The 13728-nt window shown below is 61.9% G+C and carries 12 protein-coding genes; 1 reads left to right on the top strand and 11 read right to left on the bottom strand.

Annotation, left to right across the window (positions count from 1 at the left end):
* Positions 1 to 47 precede the first annotated feature (47 nt).
* From purF to N008_RS10070, 11 genes are all read right to left on the bottom strand, one after another.
* Positions 48 to 1553: an amidophosphoribosyltransferase gene (purF, locus tag N008_RS10115; RefSeq protein WP_044015722.1), complete on the bottom strand. Its 1506-nt coding sequence runs from the start codon at positions 1551 to 1553 to the stop codon at positions 48 to 50.
* A 61-nt stretch (positions 1554 to 1614) separates the two neighbouring features.
* Positions 1615 to 2328, bottom strand: a complete 714-nt coding sequence (gene purN, locus N008_RS10110; RefSeq protein WP_231569811.1) for a phosphoribosylglycinamide formyltransferase — start codon at positions 2326 to 2328, stop codon at positions 1615 to 1617.
* A complete protein-coding gene (gene purD, locus N008_RS10105; RefSeq protein ID WP_044015720.1) occupies positions 2312 to 3595 on the bottom strand; it encodes a phosphoribosylamine--glycine ligase in 1284 nt (427 codons plus the stop codon). The genes purN and purD overlap by 17 nt, the downstream gene beginning before the upstream one ends.
* Before the next feature lie 66 nt (positions 3596 to 3661).
* Positions 3662 to 4045, bottom strand: a complete 384-nt coding sequence (locus tag N008_RS10100; RefSeq protein WP_044015718.1) for a nuclear transport factor 2 family protein — start codon at positions 4043 to 4045, stop codon at positions 3662 to 3664.
* 1 nt (position 4046) lies between these two features.
* Positions 4047 to 4970, bottom strand: a complete 924-nt coding sequence (locus N008_RS10095) for a phosphoribosylaminoimidazolesuccinocarboxamide synthase (RefSeq protein WP_044015716.1) — start codon at positions 4968 to 4970, stop codon at positions 4047 to 4049.
* A gap of 45 nt (positions 4971 to 5015) precedes the next feature.
* Positions 5016 to 6074, bottom strand: coding sequence for a phosphoribosylformylglycinamidine synthase subunit PurQ (locus tag N008_RS10090; protein ID WP_081910726.1), 1059 nt, complete (start codon positions 6072 to 6074; stop codon positions 5016 to 5018).
* Positions 6075 to 6076: 2 nt separating this feature from the next.
* A complete protein-coding gene (locus tag N008_RS10085) occupies positions 6077 to 9103 on the bottom strand; it encodes a phosphoribosylformylglycinamidine synthase subunit PurL (RefSeq protein WP_044015714.1) in 3027 nt (1008 codons plus the stop codon).
* Positions 9104 to 9229: 126 nt separating this feature from the next.
* Positions 9230 to 9847: an orotate phosphoribosyltransferase gene (pyrE, locus tag N008_RS10080; protein ID WP_044015706.1), complete on the bottom strand. Its 618-nt coding sequence runs from the start codon at positions 9845 to 9847 to the stop codon at positions 9230 to 9232.
* A 7-nt stretch (positions 9848 to 9854) separates the two neighbouring features.
* The gene (locus N008_RS23125; RefSeq protein WP_156109196.1) at positions 9855 to 10175 is read right to left on the bottom strand and encodes a hypothetical protein; all 321 of its coding nucleotides are present in this window, start codon (positions 10173 to 10175) and stop codon (positions 9855 to 9857) included.
* A 12-nt stretch (positions 10176 to 10187) separates the two neighbouring features.
* The gene (gene pyrF / locus N008_RS10075) at positions 10188 to 10949 is read right to left on the bottom strand and encodes an orotidine-5'-phosphate decarboxylase (protein WP_044015704.1); all 762 of its coding nucleotides are present in this window, start codon (positions 10947 to 10949) and stop codon (positions 10188 to 10190) included.
* A gap of 110 nt (positions 10950 to 11059) precedes the next feature.
* Entirely contained in the window at positions 11060 to 11905 is an 846-nt protein-coding gene (locus N008_RS10070; RefSeq protein ID WP_197062984.1) for a dihydroorotate dehydrogenase, read from the bottom strand.
* A 1153-nt stretch (positions 11906 to 13058) separates the two neighbouring features.
* Between N008_RS10070 and N008_RS10065 the strand changes: the two genes are divergently transcribed.
* Entirely contained in the window at positions 13059 to 13601 is a 543-nt protein-coding gene (locus N008_RS10065) for a DUF4468 domain-containing protein (protein ID WP_081910724.1), read from the top strand.
* Positions 13602 to 13728 lie beyond the last annotated feature (127 nt).

The raw sequence follows: 13728 nt of genomic DNA, 5'->3' as shown, positions 1-13728 counted from the left end.
ACGCAAAATATTGCGTCTCTACACCGTGCAATCGAGTCTGTGGGCTGTTAATGCTCAGTCGGCTCGGGGGCTTTGGCGCTGACAGACGGAATGACGTCGGAGCCTTTTTTGTCGGAGCGGTGGCTCTGGCGTTCTTCCTGGATGTGGCGCAGGTACTTGGTCACGTCGCCGGTGGGATACTGGCCGGTGAAGCAGGCGAAGCAGCTGCCGCCGTGGCCTTTCTCCTCCGAAAACAGCGCCTGCAAGTCCTCCACCGACTGGTAAATCACCTTGTCGGCCTCAATGTAGCGGCAGATTTCCTCCTCCGTGTAGTTGGCCGCAATCAGCTCGGTGCTCATGGCCATATCGATGCCGTAGATGCAGGGCGCAATAATAGGCGGGGCGCTGCTGATGAAGTACACCTCGGCGGCTCCGGCCTCGCGCAGGATGCGCACGATGCGCCGCGAGGTGGTGCCGCGCACGATGCTGTCGTCGACCACGGCCACCTTTTTGCCTTCCACGAACTCGCGGATGGGATTCAGCTTTTTCTTCACGATATCCTCGCGGCCGGCCTGACTGCTCACGATGAAGGAGCGGCCCATGTGGTTGTTCTTCACCAAGGCCCGGCGGTAGGGCACGCCAATGGCCTCGGCCAGCCCCGACGCCGAGAAGTACCCCGACGACGGCACGTCAATCACCATATCCGGCTGAATACCCGACTCGATAACCTTTTTGGCCAGCATCTTGCCCAGGCGCACCCGCTCGCGGGCCACCAGGCGGCCGTGGATGGTGGAATCTTCGCGGGCGAAGTAGATGTGCTCGAACACGCAGAAGGCCTTGGGCTGCTGCTGCGGGTTTTTGTAGTGCACCTGAAAGTTCTGGTCGATGAAGATGGCCTGGCCCGGGCCTACGTTTTCCACGAATTCAAACCCCAGGTAATCAAAGCAGGTGCTTTCGGAGGCGAAGGCGAAGACGGGGCCGCGCTCGGTTTCGCGGCGGCCCAGCACCAGCGGCCGGATGCCCAGCGGGTCGTTGAAGGCCAGCAGACCGTGGCCGGCAATGATGGTGATGGTCGCGTAGGCCCCTTTCACCAGCTCCTGCGTCGTCTCCACGGCGTCGAAAATATCGATAACCGAGAGGTTGTCGAGGTTTTTCAGGCGCAGCTCCGAGGCGAAGGTGTACATGATGAGCTCCAGGTCGTTGCTGGTTTTGGGCAGCACGTGGTACTTCTCATGCAGGCGCTTGGCGGCCGAGCGGAAGTTGATGACGTTGCCGTTGTGCACCATCGACAGCCCAAACGGGTAGCTGGTGGTAAACGGCTGGGCCAGTTCGGCGTCGCCGGAGCCCTGGGTGGTGTAGCGGGCGTGCCCGATGCCGATGTTGCCCTTCAGCTTCTTGAGCTGCTTGGGGCGGAACACGTCGGAGATGAGCCCGTTGCCCTTGCAGAGGTGGAAGTTGTCGTCGAAGGTGGCAATGCCGGCGGCATCCTGGCCGCGGTGCTGGAGCGCGGTGAGGCCGAACACGATATCGTGCGCAACGTCATCAGGACCGTAAAAACCTACTATTCCGCACATGTTGAGTTGTCAGTTGTCAGTTGCCCGTTGGCAGGCCGCTGGGGGTGGTGGGTGGGGTGGTTTACTGTGACGCCTCACCCCCCGGCCCCCTCTCCGGCAGAGAGGGGGAGCCAGACGGCAATGGCGTTGAATGAACGGTTGAAGCAGCCGCTTGAGGAACTGACATTTCTGGCAGTTGATTCTTGATCAGCTGCGCCAGGGTTTCGGCATATACGCGGTGCTCCACGGCCAGGCCGCGGCGCTCTACCTCGGCCAGGGTATCGGCCCCGCGCAGGTCAACCGGGTGCTGGGCCAGAATAGGTCCGGTGTCGAGGCCTTCGTCCACCAGGTGCACCGTGATTTTAGTTTCGGGCAGGCGGTTGTCGAAGGCCCATTCGTAGGCGTGCAGGCCCTGATGCTGGTGGGTGTCGGCGGGGTGAATGTTGAGGATGCGGCCCGCAAACGCCCGGATGAACGTGGGCGACAGAATCCGCATGTAGCCGGCCAGCACCACGTAATCGGGCTGGTACTGGCGCAGTACCTCCACCACCTCCGCGTCGAACTCGGCCCGCTTGCGGCCCTGGCTGCTGCGGCTGGCGGTGGGGCAGCCCAGGGCGGCGGCCGTGGCCAGCCCGGGCGCGTCGGGCACGTTGCTGAACACCACGGCTACTTCGGCCAGGTCCTGCAGCACGCCGTGTTGCACGGCGTTTACCAAGGCCACCATGTTGGAGCCCCGGCCCGACAGCAGAATGGCCAGGCGCGCTTTGTGGGTGCTATGGTTACCAGTTTCCTGCAAGGGTCGGTTCCGGCCGCTGGCCGATGTCGGTGCGGATGTATACATCCTGGAAGTTCACTTTTTCTGCTTCGCGGTACACGTGCTGCACGGCGTCCTCCAGCTCCTCGCCGTGGCCCACCAGCACCAGCACCCGGCCGCCGTTGGTCACCAGCTCACCGTTTTCCGTGCGCTTGGTGGCGCCGTGGAAAGCCAGGATGCTGGGGTGCAGCTGGTCGAGGCCGGTGATGGGGAAACCGGTGGGGAAGCTGGCGGTGGGGTAGCCGCCCGAGGCCAGCACCACGCCCACGTAGTGGCCGCGCCGCTGGCGCACTACTGTTTGCTGCAGCGTACCGTCGAGGGTGGCCTCAATAAGCTCCAGCAGGCTGCTTTCCAGGGCAGGCAGCAGCACTTCGGCTTCGGGGTCGCCGAGGCGAGTGTTGTACTCGAGCAGCTTGGGGCCCTGAGGCGTGAGCATGATACCGAAGTACAGAAAGCCGTTGAAATCGAACTGCTCGTTTTGCAGGCCACGCAGGGTGGGGTCTACAATGTCGGTGCGGATGGCGGCCAGCACGTTGTCGTCACAGAAGGGCACGGGGCAGTAGGCGCCCATGCCGCCGGTGTTGGGGCCCTGGTCGCCGGCCAGCAGCTGCTTGTGGTCCTGGGAAGGGCTGAGCAGCCGGATGCGGTTGCCGTCGGTGATGCCGATGATGCTGATTTCGGGGCCGGTGAGCTTTTCTTCGAGCAGGAAGCTGAACCAGCCGCTGTGCAGGCGGGCCAGGTCGTCGAGGGCGGCGTGGGCTTCTTCTACCGAGGAGCACACGTACACGCCTTTGCCAGCGGCCAGCCCATCAAACTTCACCACCACGTCGCCGTTCAGCTCGGTGGCTTTGGCGCGGGCAGCGTCCATTTTATCACTGCGGAACTGCCACGACATAGCCGTGGCCACGCCGTGGCGGCGCATGAAATCCTTGCTCCACACCTTGGAGCTTTCCAGCGTAGCGCCCGCCCGGCCTGGCCCGAACACCCGAATGTCGGAGCCCTGGAAGAAGTCGGTGACGCCCGCCGCCAGCGGGGCTTCGGGGCCTACTACCACCAGCTTCACGCCGTGCTTCTGGCAGAAAGCCTGGATGGCCGGGAAATCGGTGGCGCTGATGTGGGGGTGGCTGTTCGGAATGCCGGCGTTGCCGGGCAGCACGTGCACGGTGGCGCCGTCGCGGGTCAGTTTCCACGCCATGGCGTGTTCACGGGCCCCGCCGCCGAGGAGTACTATGGATTTTGAATTTGTCACGGTGTCGTTCTAGTGTTGGTTCCCGCAGAGGGCGCAGAAGGTTTCGCAGAGGTGCGCAGAGTTGTTCTAACTGATGTCGGTGATGGAAGCTATGAGTCCGTCGCGAAACGTAAATATGGATTGGCCGACAAGCTGGAATGTGGTGCCAGGTTTTACACCATTTGGCAGTTCAATAGCCGTCATGGCGGAATACCATATGTCCGCTACTGCCCGGTCATCTTGGAACTGAAAAGCAGTGACGTGCTGAATTCGCTCCATAAACCACTCTAGTGTCTCAGCAGCTCTGGATTCAAAAGCATCCTTTCCCTCAATACGAAGTGTTACGACGCCTTCCTCTATATTCTCAAAAATGACCTCTGGATGTAGACAAGCAAGCATACCTTCCACCTCGAAGCAATTGTAGGCATCGAGGTAAGAATCTATCAACTGTCTTGCCTGCGAGGCTTCCATGCTAAATAGCTTCTTGGATGATACCGGCGCGCACTAGGTTGCTCACCATGCGGGTCTGCATATCGTCGTCGGAGGTGGTGGGCAGCGGCGCGCCGGTGATACGCTCGTAGATATCGAGGTAGCGGCGGGTGGCCTCGGCCGAAACTTCGGGCGTGAGGGCGCGGGGGTACTGGCCGTCCTGCTTGTGGGCAATCAGCCACTGGCGCACGTACTCCTTGTCCATCTGCTCGGCGGCCTCGGGGTTGCGGGCGTAGTCGTCGGCGCTCCAGAAGCGCGACGAGTCGGGCGTGTGGATTTCGTCAATCAGCAGCAGCTCCCCGTTCCGTAGCCCGAACTCATACTTGGTATCGACCAGAATGATGCCGCGCTCGGCCATCCATTGGGAGGCAAAGTTGAACAGCTCCAGGGCCTTCACTCGCATCTGCTCGTAGAGCTCGGCCGTCACCCAGCCTTCGGCCACCAGATTCTCGGGCGTAATCTCCCGGTCCGATTCCTCCTTGGTGGTGGGCGTTACGATGGGCTCGGGGAACTGCTGATGCTTGGTCAGGCCGTCGGGAACGGTTACGCCTGAGAAGCTGCGCTGCCCCTGCTGGTAGCCGCGCCACATGGAGCCGGTGAGGTAGTGGCGCACCACCATCTCCACCCGGATGGGCTCAGCCTCCTGGGCCAGCGTCACGTTGGGGTCGGGCAGGCTGATGACGTGGTTGGGGATGATGTGTCGGGTTTTTTCGAACCAGAACGCCGCCAGCCCGTTGAGCACGGCCCCTTTGTGCGCTACGGGCGTTTCCAGCACCGAGTCGAAGGCCGACAGGCGGTCGGTAACCACAATCAGCCGCTCACCCGACGGGGCGCGGAACGAGTCACGGACTTTCCCCCGGTGCAGGAGTTCGAGCTGAGGCGTTTCGAAGTGGTTGAGGGTATTCATTCTGAAGTCAATATCCACCGGCCAGGCCGGCAGCTGATGGGTGCGTTAGGATGAAAACTCGTGCGACACCGACGGAGCCGCGGCGGCCGTGGCCTGGGCCTGCACATGCTCCACAATATTGCGGAACAGCCACACCCCGTCGCCCTCCTCACTCAGGCCGAGAGTTGCGCGCTTGCGCCGGGCCCAGTCGGGGTGGTTGTAGAGCGAGAGGAAAGCCTCGGGGTGGGGCATCAGGCCGAATACGCGGCCGGTGGTATCGGTCAGGCCGGCGCAGTTGAGGTCGGCGCCGTTGGGGTTGAAAGGGTACACGTCGGTGGGGGCCCCGTCGAAGTCGGCGTAGGTGAGGCAGTTCAGGCCGCGGGCCTCAATGGCGGCGCGGGTGGCCTCGTCCTGGATGATAAGGCGGCCTTCGCCGTGGCGCACGGGCACTTCCAGCGTCGTCAGGCCCTTCAGGAAGGGCGTGGTAGCGCGGGGGTTGACGGTGAGCTTCACCCAACGGTCCTCGTAGCGGCCCGAGGCGTTGTGCGTGAGGGTTACTTCAGGCTTTACGGTGCCGCTCAGGTCGGGCAGCAGGCCCAGCTTCACCAGCACTTGGAAGCCGTTGCAGATGCCCAGCACGTGCTTGCCGCCGGCCACAAACTCCTTGATATCGTCGAGCAGCGTGCGGCCCTCGGCGTTGCGGCGGTAGCGCAGCTTGTTAGCCAGCACCACGCCCGAGCCCAGGTCGTCGCCGAAGCTGAAGCCGCCGGGGAAGTTCAGGATGTCGAAGTCGTGGATGCTCACGTGGCCGTGCAGCACCTGGTTCAGATGCACGATGGTGGCCTCGGCCCCTACCAGCCGGTAGGCGGCAGCAAATTCTTCCTCGCAGTTGATACCAAAACCGGTCAGGATAAGCGCCCGAACTCGTTTTTCGTTGTTCGTGGCTTGTTTTTCGGACTGTTCGGTTTTGCTTTTCAGGGGCTCGGCGGATTCGTGGCCGGGGTCTACGCTTTTGAAGCCTGGCAGCACGATTTCGCCTTCCCGGGTTACCACTTCGTGGCCGGGGTCGTCGTGCTGGGGGCGCGGGGGCGTGTGCTGGTCCGGCAGTTGGGGAGTCTGTTCCATGATTAATGCGCGGTTTCGGGGTGGCCGAAGCCGATAATGCGGTTTACCGGACCGTTGGTCCACTTGTGGCGCAACGCCGCCGTGCTGGCCGAAACGACTGTCTGGCCGCCGTGGCGCACCGTCAGCTGCCCGTTCGGCGTTACCCGGCCCAGGCGCGTGGCGCGCCCGCCGAAGTGCTGCTCGAAGGCTACCACATCCTCGGGGGCCACCGTGGCCACAAAGCGGGAGTGCGACTCCGAAAACAGCTGCACGTGCACCGGCAGGCCCTCCGGCAGCTCCACCTCGGCCCCGAAGCCGTGGCCAAACGTGGCCTCGGCCAGCGCCACCGCCAGCCCGCCGTCCGACAGGTCGTGGCAGCTCTGGATCAGGCCCTGGTCGTTGGCTTCGCCCATCAGGACATAGAGCGCTTTGGCCTGCTCGAAACGCACTTGGGGCACGTTAGCACCCAACTCGCCGAAGAGCTGGTAGAACTCCGAGCCGCCCAGTTCGTCGTAGGTCTCGCCCAGCAGGTACACCATGTCGTCGGCCTGCTTGAAGTCGGAGGTGATGGTGCGGCGCACGTCGTCCAGCTTGGCGGTCATGGAGTACAGCACCGTGGGCGGCACCGAAATCTTCACGCCGTCGGCCTTGAAGTCGTTTTTCATCGAATCCTTGCCCGAAGTCAGCGGGATGCAGTAGGCCGCCGTGGCGTCGCGCAGTGCCTGGCACATGCGCACCAGCTTGGCCAGCTTGTGCTTGCCATCGGGGTTGCCCACGGCGTCGTACACCGAGTCGGGCACGCAGAAGTTGTCGTTGACGGACCAGAAGTTGCCGTCGCCATAGCTCAGGTTGGGCAGCTTGCCGCCCACGGCCACGATCTGGCGCACGGCCTCATCAAACGCGCCGGCCGACATGTGGTAGGCGTCCAAATCACCGAAGCGGGGCAGAATGCCGTTGCTCACGGCCACGCCTTCCCAGCTCTCGAAGTTGAAGCGCACCACGGCCGCATCCTGCGGAGCCTGGCCGGTAGCGCCCATCAGGGGCTTGATGATGGTGCGGCCCTTCACCTCGTGGTCGTACTGCCGAATCACCGACTCGCGGGAGCAGATGTTGAGGCTGCCCAGCAGGCGGGTCAGGGCGTCGGTGTAGTCGGAGGCAGGGGCCAGCGCGGGCTCCTGCGCCGTGGGCTTGCTCCACTCCGCTTCCAGCACTTTACGCGGCACGCCATCGTGCAGGAAGTGCATATCCAGGTGGGCCACCGGCTCGCCGGCGAAGCGTACATCGAGGTAGCCGTCGGCGGTGAAGTAGCCGATGTCGGTCAGTTCCACTTCCATTTCCCGGCCCAGGGCCAGCAGCTCGTCCAGCTTAGCGGGCTCCACGGCCAGCGAAAACCGCTCCTGCGACTCCGAAACGAAGATTTCCCAGGGCCGCAGACCGGGGTACTTCAGCGGCACGCGCTCCAGCTCCACCACGGCCCCGCCGCTGATGGTTGCCAGCTCGCCGATGCTCGAAGAGAGGCCACCCGCGCCGTTGTCGGTGCTGCACTTGATAAGGCCGCGGCGCGTGGCCAGCAGCAGGAAATCCATGGCCAGCTTCTGGGTGATGGGCGAGCCAATTTGCACGGCCGTGGCGGGCGAGGTTTCGTCCAGCTCAATGCTGCTGAAGGTAGCGCCGTGGATGCCGTCTTTGCCCACCCGGCCGCCGGCCATGATGATGCGGTCCTGGGCATCGATGTTCTTCTCCCACGAATCGAGCCCGGCCAGCTGCATGGGCATCACGGCGCCGGTGCCGCAGTACACCAGCGGCTTGCCAGCGTACCGGTCGTCGAACACGATGCTGCCGTTCACGGTGGGCACGCCCGACTTGTTGCCGCCGTCCTCGATGCCCTTGCGCACGCCCTCAAAAATGCGGCGCGGGTGCAGCTGGTTGCTCAGCAGGGTGCCGTTGAACTCGGGGTTGCCGAAGCACAGTACGTTGGTGTTGAACAGGAGCCGCGCGCCCCCGATGCCGGTAGCCAGCGGGTCGCGGTTGTTGCCCAGAATGCCGGTAATAGCCCCGCCGTAGGGGTCGATGGCCGAGGGTGAGTTGTGGGTTTCCACCTTCCACACAAACAACGACTCGGGGTTGATGCGCACGGCCCCGGCGTTGTCCGAGAACACCTTAATCAGCCAGTCGTTGCCGTTGGCGCGCAGCTGGCGGTCCACCTCGGCGGTGGCGTCTTTGATATAGGTTTTGAACAGCGAGTCTACTTCAAACTCCTCACCCGTATCAACGTCCTTGTACTTGATCAGGGCCGAAAACTCCTTGTGCTTGCAGTGCTCCGACCACGTCTGGGCAATGATTTCCAGCTCGCAATCCGTCGGGTCCTGGGGCAGGCCGGCGGCTTGGCGCTCTTCCCGGATGCTGGTGTAATGGTCGCGCACGGCGCGCATTTCCTCCAGGTTCAGGGCGTAGAGGTTGTCTTTGGAGAGCTTCAACAGCTCCTCGTCCGAGAGGTCCACCAGGCGCACCGTCTCCGTAACAGATTCGGCCCCACCGCCCGGCCGCGGCGTGTAGTCGCGGATCTGGGCAATGGGGCCGACTTCGAAGCGGTTGATGAGCTTGTTGCCCAGCAGCTCCTGCGCAAGCTGGCGCAGACTACTTTCGGGCAGGGCTTCCTCAAGGAAGTAAAGCCGTTTCGAGAAGATGTGCTGAGTATGGGTATCGAGCGGCTCGTTGAGGAAGTCGCCGAGGGCGTTCTGGGCCGAAATGCCTTCGTCGTCGGTGACGCCGGGCAGCTTGGCTACGAGGATGTAGCTCTGGTAGTGGGCGCCGTGGCGGAACTCGTCGAGGGCTACCTCGTGCAGCACCGGATCTTGGAGGCAGTGGGTGGCGAAGTCGCGCAACTGCTGGTCGGTGAGGGGGTAGCGCACCGTGTAGAGGGCGGTGCTTTGCACGCGGCCGGTGTGCAGGCCGAGGTGGCGGTGGGCCGCTTCGGCTACGCGCTGGCCCTCGCCGTCGTGTTGGCCGGGCTTAAGCAGCAGCTGTATGGTTCTTTGGGGAGATTCCAAAAGAGGGAGGTTTGTCTATTTTTCGGGTTTCCCACGCCTGGCGAAATTGCCATCGTGAGGAAGCATACCCGCCCGGGGTACGCCGAAAATGCCTTGCCGCGGAGCCGGTTGCCGCCGTCGGTAGGTTTAAGAAAACGCTTTATCGGGCCGACTGCCCGGTTTCACCACCGGAATGTTTGCCCGGCACAACGGGCACTCATCGGGTGCGTAGGTAGCCGCCGTTACCGGCAGCAGGGCAAAGTTCGGAAAAGAAAGGTCAGCTTTCCCACTGGTGCGGTCAATTAAACTGGCCACGGCCAAAACTTTTGCCCCCAGGCTCGTCAGTACCCGCGCTACCTCGTTGGTGCTCTTGCCGGTAGTCACCACGTCCTCGGCAATGATAATTTTCTGGCCGGGCTCGATGGTGAAGCCGCGCCGCAGGGTCATCTGCCCCGCGTCGTCGCGCTCCGTGAAGATGCCGGGCACGCCCAGCTGCCGGGCCAGCTCGTAGCCAATCACTACGCCGCCCATGGCCGGGCCCACCACCACGTCGGGCTGCAACCCGGCCTCCTGAATCCGACGGGCCAGCTCGGCCGCGGCCGGCGCGGCCAAGTCGGGGCGGCGCAGGAACCGGGCGCACTGCACGTAGGTATCAGAATGCAGGCCCGACGACAGCCGGAAGTGCCCGCGCAGCAGCGCATCTTCCTGCAACAGCTGCTGCTCCAGGGTTTCGGGGGTGAAATTGGTGGTGTGGGGGGAAGTCATTAACTGTTTATTCGGGTCCTTCAGTGGAAATAATGATTGACTCAGAGCCAATTGAAAGTGACAGTAGTAAGTCCACTTCCTCAGCGTCGGCGGCAATGACCAGCACTGGATATTCTTCCCGTGCTTTCATCAAAGCATACTCAATCCGTTCGATCTTCATTGCTAATGCCAGCGCGCCATTCAGCGGAATACGAGCATACCATCCTTCCTGCAGTGTTCCTTCTGCAATCTGCCCTATCAGATAGAACTCATTGCGTCGCGGAATAGCAAAGCTGTCTATTACGTTGAATCTCCCTCGGAATGACTCAGAGCTAGCTGCTGGCACCATGCCTGATGTAGATTACACCGTCACCGGCCGCAAATGATTCATTTGCTCCACCAGTTCTCGGGCGGCAGCGGCGGCATCCGTGGCCTGCCAGAGGGCGCGGGAGGTGTTGATGAGCAGGCCGGTGCCATCGGGGCGCAGGCCGGCGCGTAGCGTGGCGGCCAAGTCGCCGCCCTGGGCGCCTACGCCGGGCACCAGGAACCACTGGTTGGGGCAGAGGGCACGCAGGCGGGCTACGGCCTCGGGGTTGGTAGCGCCTACCACTAGCCCAATACCGCCGTGCTGCTCATCGAGCTGCCGGGCTACGCGGGCGGCGCAGTCGGCCAGGGAGCCGCCGCGGGTGAGGGCCACGTCCTGCAAGGAGTGGGCGGGTTTGTTGGAGGTTTTGGCCAGCGCAAACACCAGCTTGCCGGGCCGGGCGAAGGGCACTATGGCGTCGTCGCCCATGTAGGGGTTCACCGTCACGCCGTCGGCCCCGATGATGTCGTAGGCGAAGCGGGCGTAGTGGTCGGCGGTGTTGGCAATGTCGCCGAACTTCCCGTCCAGGATTACCGGAATACCCTCCGGTACGCGCTGCACGGTTTCGCGCAGCAGCTGCACCCCGTTTTCCCGGCTCAGGAAGAAGGCCAGGTTGGGCTTGAAGGCGGCGGCGTACTCGCTGGTCTGGTCAATCACCTCAGCCAGGCGGCGGGCTACCTGGGCATCGTCGCCCACGGGGTCGAGCCCCACGCAGAGCAGCGTGTGGGCGGCTTGTACTCGGTTCAGGAGGGTTTGCATGGGCGGGGTGGGATGTAGCGCGAAATTTCACTTCGCGGAACGTTAAACGAGAGTGGAAAGCAACTATTTCAGCCCAGCGGCGCGGACGATTTGCGAAGTAAAACTTCGTATTATAGGCTGGCCGGAACTAAGTGCCCGCACTCGGCAGCCAGGCGGGCCGAGAGGCCGGGCTCCAGCCACTCGCCGCTGGCAATCTGCACGGCCGAGGCCCCGCAGCGCAGGTAGTCCGTCACGTGGCTGGCCGTAAATATGCCGCCCGTCCCGAAGATGGGCAGCGTAATTCTGGAATCGTGGGCCAGCTCCCACACGCAGCGCAGGGCCACGGGGCGCAGGGCCTCGCCCGAGAGGCCGCCCACCACGGGCGCGGCGGTAGCGTCGTCGGGCAGGTGCAGGGCCTTGAGCAGGTTGGTAGCAGCCAGGGCAGTGGCCCCGCCCTCCTGGGCCCCCAGGGCCAGACTGCGGATGTGCTCGGGCCAGGGCGGCAGCTTCACCACCACGGCAGCCTGCGGCGGCAGCTCGTTGCGCACGGCCTGGGTGGCCTCGCGCACGAAGCGGGCGGTCAGCTCCTCGCCTTTCTCGGTGTCGGGCTGGGCAATGTAGACTTCCACGCCGGCAATCAGGTGGCCCACTTCGCGGGCCAGGAAGCGGGCAATTTTGCGGAAGCCGGGAATACCCGGGGCCGTGATGCTCACAAAAACCGGCACCCCGAAGCGGCACAGCGCGGGCAAGTGCTCCTGCACCAGAATCTCGGCGCTTTCGGTGCGCATGTGGGTGGCGTTGAGCAGCGTCTGCTCGTTTACCTGCCAGATGCCTTCCTCATAGAGCCCGGGCTTGGGCTCCATGGTCACGGTGCGGGTGAAGATGGCCCCCAGCCGCTCGTAGCCGGTGCCTTCCAGCTGCCAGGCAGCGGCCGACAGACATACCGGGTTGCGCAATGTGAGTTGTCCGAGTTGCATAGGTTCAGAAATAGAAAAATCCATCGGTCGGCGGGGGCAATTCCCCTGCTGTTCGTCAGGACTGGCTTCAAAAAAACATACCACCCGAAACGGGGTGGTCAACCACGGACTGACTGACGCCAGAATCCCCTCTGATCTTCCATCACCCCGCTGGTTGAGCCACCCCTACCCGGCCTCCGGAGCCGGGTTTTTCGGGTTTGCGCTGGTGTTGTACGGCCGGGTCAGCCGCGGCATTCTTTCTACCCAAGCGCCCGGTGTAAGGCCCGGCACTCTGATACAAGGCAACTAGATGATGCTGTCATGGCTGGCTAGGAGCATTGGGGCGGATGTCAGTCTGGCTAAGGATGAACCAAACCAAGGGGTGGCCGTCAGCTTTCATCTCCTTGCAGAAGCTTTTGTAGGGGGTAGCATGAGCGGCAGCTACTATCTGCCGGGCGAGAGTAGTGGTGTCGTTCAAGTGGTAGTTGACAGTACGAGGTGAGGAATTAGAAAATGGGAAGGTGCCTGGCTATGTTTTGCCAACCAAGCCGAACCGGCTGGGCACAAAAAAACCGCCTCGAAAACCGAAGCGGTGAAAGCAGCAAAGCCACTAAAAGCGAAAAAGTCGACAGGGGAAACGACCTTGCGGTCATCTCGCAGGACGGCGTTTCGCTCAGTCCCGCGCTTCATCAAATGATTTTGATTGAGTTGAAGCACGTCGCAAAAGTACTAACGCATCGTATTGCCGCCAAATAGAATCAGAAATATTCTTCCATTACATATCCTGCTATTCTCGGCGTACTGCTCCCTGCTTTCAAGAATCGATATTCTATATTTTTTATCATACACCTGACTGTCAATACATTCTAATCTATCATGTTACCATAGCTGTCTGCTTCAATCTGAACACGTGCAACCCATAAGCTTTTCACCGGTCAGTCGCACAACAACTCACCTAATTCGTCAGAATTAGAAAAGTTATATTTCCCCAAATACTTGTTTCTTACTATCACCTCCGATACGTCAGTTAGTAGGGCAGAAAATTCTCGGTAACCACCAACAGTATGGTGCGCACCGACTATTCTTAACAAAATCACAATCATTTTTACCTGACTCAATCTCAAAGACAAGTTGTATTTTTGCGGCATCCGCCACTTCACTTTAAAACTACTCCGTGAAAAAACTGGTACGCATGTTTCTGTTAGGCGGATTACTGGCAGCTAGCCAGGCTGTGCACGCTCAGGATGGCCAGATTGGCTATAGTGAACGGGTGCCTGATGACAGCTCAGATAAAGCTGCCCTTTATAAACGCGCAACGGAATGGGTGGAAAACCACTTTACGTATGCTCCCAAAAGCATAACCCGCGCCGATGCCGCTAAAGGTGAAGTGCGTGTAGAAGGCACCGCCAGCGTGAAAACCTCCACTCCTTCCGGTCAGATGAAAGAGCGGCCGGTACGCTTTGAATTCATTTTTCATGCGCTGCCAACCGGCTACGATTACAGCGTAGGCGGTTTTCAGTTGGTGCCTGACACCAGCAAACCCACTGAAACGGTAAACTTCGACGAGTTTGTGGCGCAGCTGGCCACCGAGCGTAGCAACGACCGCACTCACAACGACCGCCGCGTAACGGCCCAGGCCACTTCCTTGGCCAGCGAAATTGCCATGGCTTTCCGCTCGTTTATGAATAGCCGGCCTGCCGAAGGGAGCATAGAATAGCATCACAGAAGTCTGCCTGCTCCTTTCCTGATGCAACTGCTGCTAACAGCTGGCAATACACAGCCCATTCGCCTGGCAACGCTACGGAAGTGGTTATCCTCAAGGCCGGATACGGAGTGCAGCTAGT

The organism is Hymenobacter sp. APR13 (genome assembly GCF_000737515.1).
Classification (GTDB): domain Bacteria; phylum Bacteroidota; class Bacteroidia; order Cytophagales; family Hymenobacteraceae; genus Hymenobacter.
The sequence above is the reverse complement of the archived record's forward strand: the minus strand, read 5'-3'. Positions and strand labels throughout refer to the sequence as shown.

Bases quoted from the DNA above. Each gene is read 5' to 3' on its own strand.
- purF (WP_044015722.1), bottom strand. From the start codon at position 1,553: ATGTGCGGAATAGTAGGTTTTTACGGTCCTGATGACGTTGCGCACGAT.
- N008_RS10100 (WP_044015718.1), bottom strand. From the start codon at position 4,045: ATGGAAGCCTCGCAGGCAAGACAGTTGATAGATTCTTACCTCGATGCC.
- N008_RS10095 (WP_044015716.1), bottom strand. From the start codon at position 4,970: ATGAATACCCTCAACCACTTCGAAACGCCTCAGCTCGAACTCCTGCAC.
- N008_RS10090 (WP_081910726.1), bottom strand. From the start codon at position 6,074: ATGGAACAGACTCCCCAACTGCCGGACCAGCACACGCCCCCGCGCCCC.
- pyrE (WP_044015706.1), bottom strand. From the start codon at position 9,847: ATGACTTCCCCCCACACCACCAATTTCACCCCCGAAACCCTGGAGCAG.
- N008_RS23125 (WP_156109196.1), bottom strand. From the start codon at position 10,175: ATGGTGCCAGCAGCTAGCTCTGAGTCATTCCGAGGGAGATTCAACGTA.
- pyrF (WP_044015704.1), bottom strand. From the start codon at position 10,949: ATGCAAACCCTCCTGAACCGAGTACAAGCCGCCCACACGCTGCTCTGC.
- N008_RS10070 (WP_197062984.1), bottom strand. From the start codon at position 11,905: ATGCAACTCGGACAACTCACATTGCGCAACCCGGTATGTCTGTCGGCC.